At 52.4% G+C, this 14,401-nt stretch carries 10 protein-coding genes and 1 pseudogene; 1 reads left to right on the forward strand and 10 read right to left on the reverse strand.

The features are described from left to right. Positions 1–151: 151 nt before the first annotated feature. The 4 genes from PLU01S_RS23805 to PLU01S_RS23820 all read right to left on the reverse strand — a co-directional run bounded on the left by PLU01S_RS23805 (position 152) and on the right by PLU01S_RS23820 (position 4,949). Complete coding sequence (locus PLU01S_RS23805; RefSeq protein WP_074830165.1) at positions 152–2,020, reverse strand: DEAD/DEAH box helicase; 1,869 nt, start codon at positions 2,018–2,020, stop codon at positions 152–154. 753 nt (positions 2,021–2,773) lie between these two features. Next, complete coding sequence (locus PLU01S_RS23810) at positions 2,774–3,613, reverse strand: hypothetical protein (RefSeq protein ID WP_074830166.1); 840 nt, start codon at positions 3,611–3,613, stop codon at positions 2,774–2,776. 356 nt (positions 3,614–3,969) lie between these two features. After that, positions 3,970–4,308 carry a hypothetical protein gene (locus PLU01S_RS23815; protein WP_074830175.1) on the reverse strand — a complete coding sequence of 113 codons (339 nt, stop codon included), beginning with the start codon at positions 4,306–4,308 and terminating at the stop codon, positions 3,970–3,972. Then, entirely contained in the window at positions 4,299–4,949 is a 651-nt protein-coding gene (locus PLU01S_RS23820) for an AAA family ATPase (RefSeq protein ID WP_074830177.1), read from the reverse strand. Before PLU01S_RS23820 ends, PLU01S_RS23815 begins: the two co-directional genes overlap by 10 nt. Before the next feature lie 982 nt (positions 4,950–5,931). On the opposite strand from PLU01S_RS23820, the gene PLU01S_RS25575 reads away from it, so the two are divergent. Continuing rightward, a complete protein-coding gene (locus PLU01S_RS25575) occupies positions 5,932–6,234 on the forward strand; it encodes a hypothetical protein (protein WP_139208960.1) in 303 nt (100 codons plus the stop codon). A gap of 802 nt (positions 6,235–7,036) precedes the next feature. On the opposite strand, the gene PLU01S_RS23825 is transcribed toward PLU01S_RS25575, so the two are convergent. From PLU01S_RS23825 to PLU01S_RS23850, 6 genes and pseudogenes are all read right to left on the reverse strand, one after another. Beyond that, complete coding sequence (locus PLU01S_RS23825; protein WP_074830194.1) at positions 7,037–7,912, reverse strand: hypothetical protein; 876 nt, start codon at positions 7,910–7,912, stop codon at positions 7,037–7,039. A gap of 94 nt (positions 7,913–8,006) precedes the next feature. Beyond that, positions 8,007–8,285 (reverse strand): ogr/Delta-like zinc finger family protein, encoded by a 279-nt coding sequence (locus PLU01S_RS26460; protein WP_074830198.1) that lies wholly within the window; start codon positions 8,283–8,285, stop codon positions 8,007–8,009. Positions 8,286–8,654: 369 nt separating this feature from the next. After that, positions 8,655–9,794 (reverse strand): annotated as a pseudogene (locus PLU01S_RS23835) (IS3 family transposase). 254 nt (positions 9,795–10,048) lie between these two features. After that, positions 10,049–10,765: a M48 family metallopeptidase gene (locus tag PLU01S_RS23840; RefSeq protein ID WP_074830205.1), complete on the reverse strand. Its 717-nt coding sequence runs from the start codon at positions 10,763–10,765 to the stop codon at positions 10,049–10,051. Continuing rightward, complete coding sequence (locus tag PLU01S_RS23845) at positions 10,765–13,917, reverse strand: type I restriction endonuclease subunit R (protein ID WP_074830207.1); 3,153 nt, start codon at positions 13,915–13,917, stop codon at positions 10,765–10,767. The genes PLU01S_RS23840 and PLU01S_RS23845 overlap by 1 nt, the downstream gene beginning before the upstream one ends. 19 nt (positions 13,918–13,936) lie before the next feature. Further along, the coding region (locus PLU01S_RS23850) for a GmrSD restriction endonuclease domain-containing protein (RefSeq protein ID WP_139803997.1) at positions 13,937–14,401 on the reverse strand (465 nt) is incomplete at its 5' end.

Genomic DNA, 14,401 nt, shown 5'->3' on the forward strand with positions numbered 1-14,401 from the left:
CTATCTCAGCGGCAGCGATGGCTTAGCAATAGGTGTAACCTAAAAGCGCTACATTATTCTTTAGCGGCTAAATATCTGTTAGATGACCAGATACCGTTTAGTACCTCTACTCTCAATAGGCCGTGCAATTTCCGTATGCAGCAGCGTAACGTTAGGCTATCTCTAGGCTTTGACGAACACTGCTGATAGCTTCCTGTACCCGCCGAGTGAAGTCGGAAGGCTCACGGTAGGTCATCACCAGACGGTCAATGGCTCGGGTCATGGCGACGTAGAGCAGGCGTGCCTCATCGGCTTCCGGCTCGCCTTTCTTAGGCAGCTCACCCAGGCACGGAATCATTACCAGGCCAAACTCCAGCCCTTTGCTCGAATGCATGCTGACCACCTTGACCGAGTCTTTCTCGCCATACAGTGCGCCGCGTTTGCTGGAGGACACACCCGACTGGTAAGGGATATCCGCCTGGGCCAGGACCCGCTCGATTTCCTTACCCTGGCTGGTGGTGCGGTAGATCACGGCCATATCGCTCAGCGCCCTGCCCTTGCCTTGCTCATCCCGTATCCGCTCAACCAGGCAATTCCATTCCTGCCAGGCAGAATCACAGCGAATAAGCTCAGGAAAGGCGCCTCGTCGTCCGGCGCTCTCCGGTACCAGCACAGGTACGCCATCTTCAGCGGCTTCACGGCCGCTCAGGAGCTCGGTCGCAAACCCGCGAGCTACCGACAGCACCTCAATGGTGTTGCGGTAGTTGAGCTTTAGGATCGTGGTTCGCCCCTGGGCCTGAATACCCACGCTGGCAAAGCTGAAATCCAGTCCACCCTTACCCGTTTTACCGCGGTAGATCGCCTGGGCATCGTCATACAGGACCAGAAGCGAATTGGTTTCCGGATCAATCATCTGTACAACCAGTTTGAACCACTCCGGCTGGAAATCATGTCCTTCATCAATCAGCACCGCCGCATACTGTGCACGCGGAATCTGGCCACTGTCTACGCCGTCGATCGTGCTCTGGACCATCTGAGGCATTGCCTTGTCAACGGACAGGCCTCGCTCTGGGCGATCCAGATGATAGGCCGTCAGCATGTCGGAACACCAGGCATGGAAGTTACGCACGCTGACCTTTTCGCCCAGCCCTTTCTCTTCCATTACCTGACGTAGCCGCCCGGCCAGTGACTTGTTGTAGCAGAGCACTAGGACCGGTTTGGTAGACGCCTTGGCCAGGTGCATGCAGCGATACCCCAGGATCATGGTTTTGCCACTGCCGGCCACCCCATGAATAACCCGATGACCTTCCCCTAGCGAGCGGGCCAGCTGCTCCTGCTGCAGGTCCATCACCTTGAGCAGGGTAGGAAGCGGCGCATCCTCCTGAGCAAACAAGCCAAACTGGCCAGGCTCGGCATTGACCCGCACTTCCGGATACAGGTGATAACGCACCCGATCGATCTGCGGCAGTGACAGATGACACGGGAACACGTGTGGAAACATGTCCCAGAGTTGCTGCTGAAAATCTTCAGCGTCTACCGACTCGGTCATCTCATCCTGAAAGACCACACGCTGGGGATCCAGTACCTCAGCCAGATCGGTTTGCTCGAACTGCTTACGGGTGATACGCGTTAAGACAACACCCCAGCCAAACGGCATCAAGAGCTTTCCGGCATGCGGTGAACTCGCATCCTGCTTTAGTGCAGGATCTTTGCCCAGCATCGATACGATTTCCATCGCGTAGACCCGCGCCTGAAGCAAGGGGTTGGCCACCTTCTTCAAACGGCCATCTTCAAGAATGGAGGCCTGTCCGCGGTCCATACTCTGGATGGTTTCCAGCTTCCAGTCCTTGACCTCCAGGACTAAGATCCCGCGGCGGGGGTGCATGACGATAAAGTCAGGCTGCAGCGCCTTGTGACCCACCGGTACGTTAAACCAGCAGAGGTAGTCGTCTTCGAGTTTTTTTTCGAGTCGCTCAGCGAGACGGCGCTCACCAGAGGTATCGAAACGGCAGGATGAACGAGCGGGGAAAAGCTGAGCCATTTAAAGCAGACACTCCTTGTCGGTACTACGGAGGTATAGCCTGAGCAGTCCTAGCAAGCTGCACGGCTATAGATTGCACCTGGCTTGGAAAAGCAAACAGCCTGTCAGGTCGCCGGGATAGTTTATCGCCAACCGCCGCAGGACTCCTGTTTTTCCGCTCAAGCGCAGCATTTAGCGGATTACCCGGCGTTTAAATCGGTGGCGTCAAGGGAAATGGCGGGGGGCCCCGGCTCTGCTGGGGTTCCGCGTCCGTAGGACCGGCCAACGGCCGTATTTCCCTTGATGCCACGACCTTAAGAGAAAGCCTTGCGAGTGGGGATGGTGACGGCTCCTGGTCACCATCCCCCGAGCGTTCGGGGCGATCCCCGACGCGGATGACAAGGGCGCGTAGCCCTTGGTGTTAGAAATGTGGGGTCCAGGGGGATCATCCCCCTGGTCGCCGAAGGCATTGGGGTCCCCACCACGCAACGCGTGGAAGTTGGGGATCCTTTTGAAATAGTGTGGTCATGAAAGGTGCTTTCGATCTGCACTGTTCTTTAAGGCTTTCTTACAGCAAAGCTGTGGTACCACTCGACCTAAAATTTTGCAGAAAGCTTAAAGAACAGATGAAGCACCTCAGAGCCTTTTGCATTCCTTGCTCAATATCGAGGTAAATAGCGTCCTATGCAGAAGAGAAAGGGCCACTCAGAGGCTCGCTAAGGGCGTTTTCAGCGTAATTTGCCTGGGTTGGCAATAGGGGATCAGGCCGAGCGATTAGCCGGCTTGTTGGCGAAGCAGAGTAAGAATGTCCTGATCGGACAGGTCGGGGTATTGCGCCTTGAGCTCAAGCAGCGATACCGCTTGTTGTCTCCGGTCGGCTACGCTGAGCGCTGCGTATTGGGCAGCCAGTACCCTCCCCTCTCGGGCCTGGGCAGCGCGCTTGCGTTGTTGCTTCTGGTGATGATGGGTTAGCGCCTGGAGCGCTTCCATCTGCTGCCTCTGTTTAACGGCGCCCAGCTTGCGGGTGCGTTCGTTCTTTTTGCGGGTGCGGGCGGCCGACAGGAGATGGCCAAGCCCCAGATCGATAAACAGCCGCGGGCGTAGATGGATCATGGTGCGTGTCATCCAGCGCACCCCATCCTTGAACAGGCGGCGCTGCTTACGCCGTATATAGCCTGCCTCCTCGAGCGCTTTAAGTGTGCGAGAGACACGACAATCTGTCAGACCACCATCATCGACCAGGCGACGTTGCCGGTTCAGACGGAAGTCACCGTTGCTGTCCATCCAGCCCAGAACCAGTGTGGCCAGATCAACCCGTGACATGAGCGACTCAGCAATGGCGGCTAGGGCATCCCAACGTTGCTGTTTGGTGCGGCAACCGCTTTTATGAATCCGGTCCAGACGCCAGAGCCAGGTGCCTGCCCGTGTTTTACATTCGGTACGGATACGTCGTGCGGCTTCGCCCAGGAACGTTTGAGCTTGCTTTTCGGAAAGCTTGCCGGGATTACGCGAGGCGATCTTTGAAGGCGATGATGGCTTTCCGGCGAAAGGCGCATAAAAGCCTGAGCCTGGAGCATCATGCTGTCGCTGTAGCGTGCCCTGTTTTAACGGCATGACTCACCGCCCCGCCGGCGGTGAGCATACGATAAATGGCACATTTTCTGGTTGCGCAGGCGCGCAGTGAAAGCCATAATCTGCTCACTGTGTGTTGAGTAGCGCGCGATCCGCCAAGAAAACTCGCTGCTCAATATCTTTTTCAAAGCCCCGGCCTACAAGCCGGGGCTTTTTTATTTGTATTTGTAATGGCTACTTAATCGATATAGGTCCTCATGAACCTTCAGCCAATGGAAATTGGAGGCGAAATTAGCACACCAAATTCTTTGGTACAACAGTCGATTCGCTCGGCTGTAGCCCAGTCATGATGCGGGATACAGCTTGCTTTAGCGAATAACTTACATAAGTTATTTAACTTATGTAACGTTTTCGTTCTTTGCTTTTTCTAGGAGAGCTAGGACTTCTGCCTGTTCTAGCTGGGATAGAGCCAAAATCCCAGCCCTCACAACGTCGCTTCTTGAAACTCTAAAATCTCTTGGAAGCAACGATAATTTATCGATGTCTTTGTTTACCTTTTTGGAAAGGCTAAAGGTTGTACGGACAAAGACCGCTTGCGATTTCTTTTTCTTTTTAGGTACAGCAGGAGCCGTCGAGACAGGCGCACCAGAGATGAACGCCTCTGCTGCCTCATCGCTACCTAATTTTTCGTCTTTAACAAGAGGGACTGCTGGCTTCCTTAAGTCTTTTAGGCCCATGACTGATTACCCCATAGCTCTCTTGCCAGGCTTTCAATTTCTTCTACTGCTTTTGTGTCATTGCATGACTCCAGCACAGAGCTTCCATTCTCATCAGCATCGTCATAAACATTCCTGGCAGTTGTGATTGCTTGTAGAGGCTCGATACCAAATGAAGAGCAAGCATCCTTCGCATCAAGAATTCTTTGCACCTGGCTAGGAAGTGAGGGAGCTTGGGTAATCACAGCCCGAACTGTTAGGTTTGGGTTCACTGCGATAGCTAGCCGGGCTAGGTTTTCAACCTTAGGCAAAGTCTTTAAATCTCTTCGCTTGGGACGAAACGGAATCAGCATATGCGTAGCTACGGTCATCGCAGATCTAAGAGCTTCAGAATCTGCTCCACCTGCATCAACTACGATTTGCCTATAGCGACGTCGAAGATCCATCAAGGTTTGCCTTATATTCCCGTGTGCTTGAACTACAGGAATAGCTGGTAGATCACCTGCATTTTGCCTTTCAGCAGCCCAATCTGCTGTAGTACCTTGAGGGTCTGCATCTAGCAGTAAAACGTCGCCGCCTTGAGCCTGTAGCCATACAGCTAAATTTTGTGCCAAGCAGCTCTTTCCACTTCCACCCTTTTCCCCACCAAGCAAAAGGATCATCGAAGCATCCATTCCCAAGCCCTCTATTATGTAAGTTACATAAGAATACACGAAGGCATAACTTATGTAACTTATTTCAGTCCTCCTCTTTGAAAACCTTGGTGGAGGAAAAGGCTACGCAGAAACGTGTCGTATTTAGAACCGCGAACAAGGCCCATTTCTGGTTAGCTGATATAGGCAAGCACAAGCTTGATACTCACTGAAATTTCCTACCCTTGCTCGCTGCCTACGCTCATTGTTGGGTTTGTTAGCTGCTCTTAATTCCGGATATTAAATCGATGAATTGGCAGAGCTCATAAGCCTTAATAGATTACATAACTTAAGCAACATACATAACTTACTTAAGTTATGTATGTTGCTTATCTTCAGAAAGGCTATGGGCGTGCGGCTGTCTATGCTTTTCATTATGCCTGGCATTTTGATTGCGTCGAGACAGCATCCTCGATAGCTAATTTTTTCTAGCTGCCTAGCATGTATGTGAACCTTTGACAGGTACGATTCAACACAATCTCAGAAAGGCAATGACCGACTGAGTCAAGTAACTTACGTAATATACTTAACTTGCGTAAGTTACTCTTGCGAAAAAGAACGTAAAGCCACTTCGCGTAATGCGTATTGAGTAAAATAGCTAGGCAGGGAGTACATGCACGTATCGCCACGTGCAGAAACTCAGGTTAACTCCTTAAGGATAGCTAAAGGCTTACACGGCATAGCGGCAAGCTGCTCTATTGCACCCTCAGTAAAGCCCGTAATCTACACCTATCAACTGCAGCACAGGATGTGCTCAGAGAGATCAAGGATGATTGATCATCGCCTGGATGGCAGCTCGACAGGACGTTGAGTATGATCAACAAGAACCCGCTTCGGCGGGTTTTTTGTTGCCTGTAAGAAACAGTGAGTCATATTTATATGAAGTTTTCCGCGGCAGCTATTTACGTCCTAAATTGAGCCCTAGGGTAAACATTCCTAGCTGCAGTATCTGGTGAAAGACATGCCCTTACCCATGACGGACCGGCAACAGGATTTGTTAGCTGTGCTTTTAAGACGTGCCCCAAAAGCAGGCTATATCGCTTTGGTAGTAGGTGATGCATTGGATTCTGCACGAGCTCCTATTAATGACGGTTATCTACTACGAGACATTACAACTGCTCTTTTTGAGCGTTGGGCAAAGGACCCTGCCGGAATGACTCCTACTGTTCAGGAGCATTTAGAAATCTGGCGTGACTGCGGGGCATTAAGCAGCGCCTCGTATGAATCATTGATAGAAAAAATAAAGTACAGATAGCTGATGGTTAACAGGGTTATTGCTGCCCAACCGTACGTAACAAACCTAATAACGACTATAGCTCAGCACCTGGCGCGCGCAGTCGTCCCCCCACCACGCCTGCGGGCTAAATAGGTCGCTTTTTCTGCACCCCTGCATAGACTTTTACGCCGCCCATGGCGGGGGCTTCGCGGCGTTTTCAGCCTTGAGAAAACCCTGCAAAACCCTGCAGAGGTCCCCTTTACCACGGCCCCCTGCGCGCCCACACGGCCTGCTCCCGCTTTTACCTGCCTTGAGCGCTGCGCTCTTCTGTCAGAGCGCTCCGTTTGGAGCGAGTGAAAGGCTTACAGCCACCTCCGTCACTGATTACCCCGGCTCGCTTGCGAGACGAAGCCAACGGCGCGCCGTGAAGCGGCTAAACGACGCTTGCGGCGTGCAGCCGCTGGAAGGGCGCTAAGACTTCCAAGCAGCTCTTCTGCTTTAGGGAGAACCCAGGGGACCCCGCGCGCCTGTAGGCGCGAAGTCGGGGAGCATCAATACAGAGGAGCCTGGCCTGACACCGTGCCTGGATGATGCACAGCGCTTAAAGGCTCTGTTCTTTAAGCGAAGCGGGTACCACTGCATACTTTTTTTTGCATTTAATTCAAACCAGCAACGGGGCGAACCGATCGATGCATCTTAATCACGGATTGCGCATTCGAAAGCGAGAGCTGTTTGGGGCGAATCTGAGGCGTTTTGAGAGGTTTCAGGACGGCAGGAGGGTAACGACAGGGGTACAGACGAGCAGAGGCCCCGCAGGGAAGCGGTACGTTTGAAGGGAGGGCTATCGTCGAAGGAGGGCGTCTACCGCCTGGGTAAGGGCACTGCCTGTCAGGCTGGGGTTTTGCTGATGCAGTTGAACAGCCAGCTCGGCTCTCCTGCGGTTGAGTTCAACCTGCTGCTCGTGCTGCCGGTTTTCTATAGCGATTCGCTCACGTGTCTGGAAGTCACGACGGCGGGCTTGTTTGGCCATAGCGGCTTCGGCCTGCTGTAGTGCCTTTTGCTGGGCTCGACGCTGGATCTCCTTGAGCTTTAGGCGGCGCTTCTCTTTCTTGCGCTCCCGAGCCTGCTTGAGTTGGTGAACCAGGCCCAGTTCGATAAACAAACGCTCCCGCAAGATAATCATGGTGCGGGTGATCCAACGCTTGCCATCATGAAACAGTCGCTTCTGCTCGCGGCGAATGTAGCGCGCTTTTTCCAGGCGTTTTAGCACTCGCGAAAGGGCGCACTGGTGGATCTCGGCATCTACCGCGATACCGTTCTGCAGGTTGAGGTGGAATTGGCCTTCGTTATCCATCCAGCCAAGCACCAGGGTAGCGATATCAACGCGGGCCATGATGGGTTCGATGATTGCCGCAAGCTTGCTCCAGACTTCCTGCCTGACACGGCGGCCGGAAAGGTGAACGCAATCAAGAGAGCGCAGCCATCGCCCTTTACGCTCGCTGGCTTCTACTTTTACGCGTCTTGCGGCTTCGCCCAGAAACGTCCGCCGCTGATCATCGGACAGCCTAGCGACATTCGTCTTGTCCCGGTCAGGTAACGGTTTGCCCCGCTTGGACACCGGCAGGTAAAACGCAGCAGCCGGCGAATCAGCCGGTGCACGACGTTTCCTGCTGGTGTGCTGCATGATGCCGGCAGCGGTGTAAATGGCGGATGGCATACCGTTCCTTGTACAACGGGCAAAACATGCCCAAACCCATCAAATCCTTTGGGCTGGTATTAGTGATAGCGCTAAACTGGGATAGAAAGGCCTGTCATGACTGCGGCCTGGTTGCCGATAGCTCGTGAGGCACAGGCGCGTTTGTGGCCTGAACGAGTCGAGGCTTTAACGCTCTAGCCGAGGAGGCCATGGGTACCACCATGAAAGGCTTCTCAAGGCCAGACGCCCTGATCTGATGAACAATCGTCTGGTGTCCCTTGAAGGTAGCGCCGCAGCTGAAGTTGGAGCACTCGTACCACAGGTTCTTGAAGCACGGCGCTTCTTCGGTGGTCGTGCGGATCCGGAGCTTTTCCCGGCAGCATGGACATTTCATGGCTGAGGCTGTCCCGGAGCTATTATGCCAAAAAGCTGGACAGCGTTGCCAATGAGACCTGACTTTATAGGTACGTACTTCATTTTCGTAACCCTGGTGTAGCAGCAGACACTGCTCTGTCTAATTAACGTCAATCATAAATAACTGTATACATATACAGTGTATAGACCAATGGTACGTTATTTATAAACACCTTTAAAGTCTTTTGTGACTTACTTCAAAACATTATTTATAACGAATAGCCTGGCAGAAGCCGCTCTGTGTAGGAGCAGATGAGGTTGTCTTCTAGAGCTCGCTCCTGGAATTGAGTGGGGCAGAGCAGAGTTAGGCCGAACTATCAGAGCGAATAAATTAAAAGGATTGTAGTGGTCAACTAATCCCGGACACTGCGTTAAGTTTTTTCTCGGCCTGAGCTGGGGCCAGTCCGTTGTTGAATTGGTGCGGTCTGATCCAATTATACCGATGCATCAGGTAATAACTGATATCACGGTGCGCTTCTTGAGCTGTCATGTAGCCACAGTCGGTATCCATTCAGTTTTCAAGCTGCGAAACACACGCTCCATCGGTGCATTATCCCAACAGTTTCCACGACGGCGCATGCTTTGGCGCATGCGGTAACGCCAGGGCCGTTGGCAAAACTGGCGGCTGCTATATTGGGAGCCCTGATCCGAGTGAAACAGCAGCCCTTGAGGCCTGCCACGCTGTTCGTAAGCCATATCCAGTGCCTTGATGACCAGATTAGCATCCGTCTTGTTTGACAGCGCCCAACCCACAATTCGTCGTGCGTAGAGATCCAAAACGACAGCTAGGTAATGCCATTTCCCTTGAGCCCAGATGTAGGTGATGTCACCACACCAGACCTGATTCGGCGCTGGCACATCAAATTCTCAATTCAAGATGTTCGGAATGTCAGGCCGCTCAACCGTCGCTTGTTTATAGGCATGTGATCCAAGTTGTTTGCTAACCAACTCCAGTTCCCACATCAGGCCACGCACCTTGAACCGCCCGATTTGCTCACCGTCTTCCTGCATCATCGACACCATGCTGCGACTACTGGCGGCGCTTCGACTTTGCGTAAACAGTTCTTTGACCCGACTGCGCAACCGAAACCGCTCAACGTCCGGAGTTCGGCGCCTGAGGCGGTGGAAGTAGTAACACGAGCGAGTAATGTCAAAGATTGTGCAAAGCCAATCGACCGGCTCTTGGGCGCTCAGCTGATTAATCAGCGCGTGCGCTCGTGCTCTTCCGACATCAAGAGCGCGGTAGCTTTTTTAAAATGGATTTCTCCCGCTCAAGACGAGCGATTCGAGCTTCCAGTTCCTGAATTTTCTGCTGCTCAGGCATCACGCCGTTGCGCTCCTGCTGGAGTTGACTAACCCAGCGACGCAACGCGGACTCGACTACCCCAAGCGAACGACTGGCTTCGATATGGCTATAGCCTTGATCGAGCACAAGGCCTGCGGCCTCGCGTTTAAATTCGGCGGAAAAGGAACGACGTTGTTTGGTCATCAGACACCTCTATCTGTCTCACGAGAGTGCTGACAATAAACTGCTAGCACCACGTGTCGCTGGGACGCTGCAGCGTCTCTTAAGCAGCCGGTCAGCTCAGGACCAATAGATGGTTAATGCAGCCGGCTCTCTAGACGTCCGCTAAGCTTTGCAGCTTGCGGATTTATAGTGACGGCGTGCCATGACAAGATGGCCTTGGCTATGTCTAGCAAATAAGATTGCTTAGTCGAGTGCATGCCGTAGTTGGCAAGCTTTTAATCTTTCCAAGCTTGCGCTGCTAAGGGCAACGCATTTAATTCAGCTCGAGCCTCACGCCAGTTTGGATAATACTCTCCCAGTATCGAAATAAAGCGCTCGCTATGGGTTGGCTCAAGCAGGTGTACCATTTCATGAACAATAACGTACTCGAGTAAATCTTTTGGCTTTTTCACCAATTCAGTATTTAAACGAATATTACCTACCCGGTGGTTACAACTTCCCCACTTGGTTTTCATCCGCTGGAGGAAATAGCTTGAGACTTTTACCCCTAGCTTACGCTCCCATTTGGTAATAAATGCGGGGACCACTTCGTGCATCTGCCGCTTTTGCCACTCATACACAACATCTGCGCGCGTTTGCATGTCGCTACCGGGACGCACAATTAGCATAATTCGCTTATGGTCTAAAACAACAGAAGGCTTGGTGTCTTGGTATGCAACCACCAACAAGTAGCGCCGCCCCCATACATAATGGCTCTCTCTTTCTACAAACTGACGAGGTGACTCACGAGCCTGGGCCAACAGCAATCTCTGCTGTTCACGGATCCAACCCAGTTTAGATATTGCATAGGCGCGAGCGACGTCAAGCCGCGTACTGGCTGGTGCAGCTAACGTTACTCGTCCCTCCGGTGGGTGAACGCTCAGATGGACGTTCTTGATATTTTTACGCGACACCGATATGGAAATGTCGCCTAGCTCAATGGTCTCGTTCATCAGTAACCCTGCTGATTCTTGATAATTTCGAAGATTGCGACAGTGGCTTCCCGGTCTCGACCTAAAAGAGGGAACAATGCGTTCAATACTTGCTTTTCGCGAGCATCGTCTCCCCGCCATGACGCAGGAGCGTTATGGCGAATAGCCTCATCAATCTTTAAAGCTAGCCTGACTTTTTCATCTTCGTCATGCGGACACTCGAAGCTGGTAGTCGCAATGCTGTCGAGGTTGTTGAACAGAACTACGGCTTCTGGATGGCCAACGAGCGCCTCGGGCGAGCTTCTCGATCCGTTCTGCGCTATTTGCCTAACGAGCGCCTCGGCCTTACGCAGAAACTCCTCATAGGCCGCCGCATCATTACGGCTCTGCTTGATCAGATCCTCTAACAGCGTCGACATTTTCTTGTAGAACTGTGGGTCCGTGAGCTGATCGCGAATAATGGTCTTGCGAACGTTGTTGATAATACCTTCTGCGATTGCATTCTTGGAGAGTTTGCCTTTGGAATTTAGCTTCTTGGCAATAGCATCGTGAACGCCGGTTTGAATGATCAGTTCAACCAACGAGAAATTATCAACCGTGCTCATCGCGTCGGCGTGATCGGCCTGGATATAGGTGTTGAGCAGGTGCCGCATATCCGCTTCGAATGGCTTGATATTAAGCTCTTCGCCAGAGTGCTTTTTGATAGCCTCACGCAAATCGGCATAAAATTGCACTTCTGCCTGCAACCTCTCTGCTTCTGCAGCAGAGTAACCCGCGTCAGTCAGGTTCTGCGCCAAGTCGGCAAATGCTCGCACAAATGAAGCCACTGCCTTATAGAAGGAAATCCGCAGCGCTTCAGTCTCTTCTAGGCTGTTAGCATCGGAGGCTATTCCACAGAAATAGTAGATAAACTGCTCAACTTCACGCGGCGGCGCGACAGGAGAACATAGATAACTCAGAGCCTCGCGGGCAGCATCTAGCTGCTTCTTGCCTTCGACCAGCCAGTTCTTCAACTCAACGTTGTTGCTACCACCGCCGCCGGTGTCGATGTCCAGTTCATCGGAGGTGTATACCGAAATGGCATCTTGCACATCACCAAAAAGCTCCTTGAAGTCGACGATATAGCCAAAGTCTTTATCATCACCATCGAGTCGGTTAGTGCGGCAAATTGCCTGGAATAGGTTGTGATCTCGCAGCTCGTTATCCAGGTAGATATATGAGCAACTGGGAGCATCGAAACCAGTTAGCAGCTTGCTCACTACAATGAGCAGCTTCAAACTGGCCGGCTCCTCGATAAAGCGACGTTTGGTCTCTTCTTCGTAAGCCGTAGTGGTTTGACCTTGCTTCAAGACGTACTGCGTATAGGTATCGAACTTGTATCGCTCATCACTCTGCGCCGGCTCACGAGAGATGGAGTTATGGTTTGGTTCATAGGATGTCACGATGCCACAGTAAGGGCCGAACGAGGTGGCTTGAAACAAGCGGAAGTAATGGCAGGCATCGTAGATGCTTGCTGCCACCAAAATGGCTGTCCCCCGGTCGTTGTTTAGCCGTGGCTTCAGGCTGAAGTCCTCAATGATGCTGGCGATGATGCGCTGCTTGCGCTCGCCGGCACTCATCAATGCTTCCATGGTGGCCCAGCGTTTACGGAGGATCGACTTCTGGTAGTTGTTCAACCCTTTGGTTTTTTGCTCAAACCAAGCGTCGATAGCCTTTTGCGACGTCAAACGCTGCGGCACATCACGCGCCTCATACTTCAGATCCAGCACCACCTTGTCCGCCACAGCCTCATGGAATTTGTAGGTGTGGATATAGGTGCCGAACACATCGCGTGTAGTCTGCTTGTCTTTGCGCAGCAAGGGTGTACCGGTAAAGCCAATGAAAAGGGCATTAGCCAGCCACTGCTTCATTTGCCGGTTCATGTCACCACCCTGGGTGCGGTGGCATTCATCCACGAAAACATAAAAGCTACCGTGCATGGGCGGAGGCGGCACGCTTAGATCAGGCTCGAACTTATGCAGCAACGCACATAACAGACGTGGCGTAGTAGCAGACAACTTCTGAACTAGATCAGCGCGAGAAGTGATACGCGGCGAAGGTGAATCGGGGCCGATGACACCGGCATTGCGCATCACCCCGGAGATTTGCTTATCCAGCTCGTCGCGATCCGTAATCACCAGAATGCGCGCATCCGGATCATGCTCCAGCAACCACTTGGCAATCAACACCATCAGAATGCTTTTGCCACTACCCTGGGTGTGCCAAATCACCCCACCTTCTTTACGCCGAATTCGCTCTTGTGCAGCCTTAACTGCGGCGTATTGATGAAGGCGCGGTACCTTCTTGATGCCTGCATCGAAGATAATGAAATTACGGATCAAATCCAGCAGGCGCGACTTCTCGCACATCTGAGCCAACGGGTTATCCAGCAAATAACCCGATTGCCCCACCTCTGCCCCAGGCAATAAATGATAATTCGCGGGCATCTCACGCTGAGTATTCACTTCACTTGGCTCAGGGTTTACCGCAGCAGCTTTCCACTCGACAAAAAACTCGGCGCGAGTGGTGGCGGTACCATAGCGCAGGCCCTGTGAGTCGCTGCCAGCAAAAACCATCTGCACGGTACTAAAGAAGCCCAGGTTGAAGATTTCCTCCTGGTTGGTGATCAGTTGGTTGATGCCGTCGGCCACGTCAACTGAGCTACGCTTCAGCTCAATCACACCGATAGCAATACCATTCAGGTAAATCACCAAATCAGGGCGGCGCTCGTGGCCACCGCGCAAGGTTACTTCCTCAGCGATGGCAAAATCATTGCGCTCAGGATGTTCCCAATCAATTAGATGGACTGTCTCATGACTCTGACCAATAGCTACCTGCACCGGCACACCGTAACGCAGTAACCGATAGGTACGCATATTGGCCTGATACAGTGTGATACCAGTGGTATCCGCCGCATCCATCAGCTTTTGCCACGCTGCCGATATTTGCGCATCGGAGTAGCCGCGCTGTTTCAGGTTAGCCTGCAGCAGCTCAGCTTCAATGTTGCGGTTTTGCCCACGCTTGCCCCAGTCGCCCAGGTAGTTGTAGCCGAGGCAATCAGGCCGTGTTTTGTCCGTAAACAAGGCCACAACTCGGTTCTGGGTGCGGCGTTCGGAGCGAGGTCGTTGAGTCATCAGGTACATCCTGCAAGGTTTACTTGGTCTCGTGCTTGCTGGCGAGGCTCTTCAGCAGTACGTTCATCATTTGCTGGTAATGCTCACGTATGGCAAAGGCATCCCAAGGTTCGGCCTTCATCATCAGGTGCTGTTTAACGCTGTCAAGAGTGTTTTTTTGATAGAACTCCCTTTTCTGCCCAGGCGTAAAATTGCTTAGGCGAGAGTTTTTCTCATGACTAATCAGACATAGATTACCGAATGAGTTGAGGTCTTTCGGCGCGAGCGGGGCAATGCCTTGCAGAGGCTTCTGCGGGTAGTAATGCTCCACCGAACTACGGAAAGTGAATTCGTAAGATTTCACAGGTTCGCTTGCTTCATGCTCAAGCCACAACAAGTAATCCAGGAAGTTGAACACCAAGTTGTTCTCGATATTGCCGAAGCTCAAGCGCGACTCCAGCATCTCTGCCGCTAAGCTTTCGCGATGGGTCTGACAGACGCCCTT

It is taken from the genome of Pseudomonas luteola NBRC 103146, assembly GCF_002091675.1.
Classification (GTDB): Bacteria; Pseudomonadota; Gammaproteobacteria; order Pseudomonadales; family Pseudomonadaceae; genus Chryseomonas; species Chryseomonas luteola.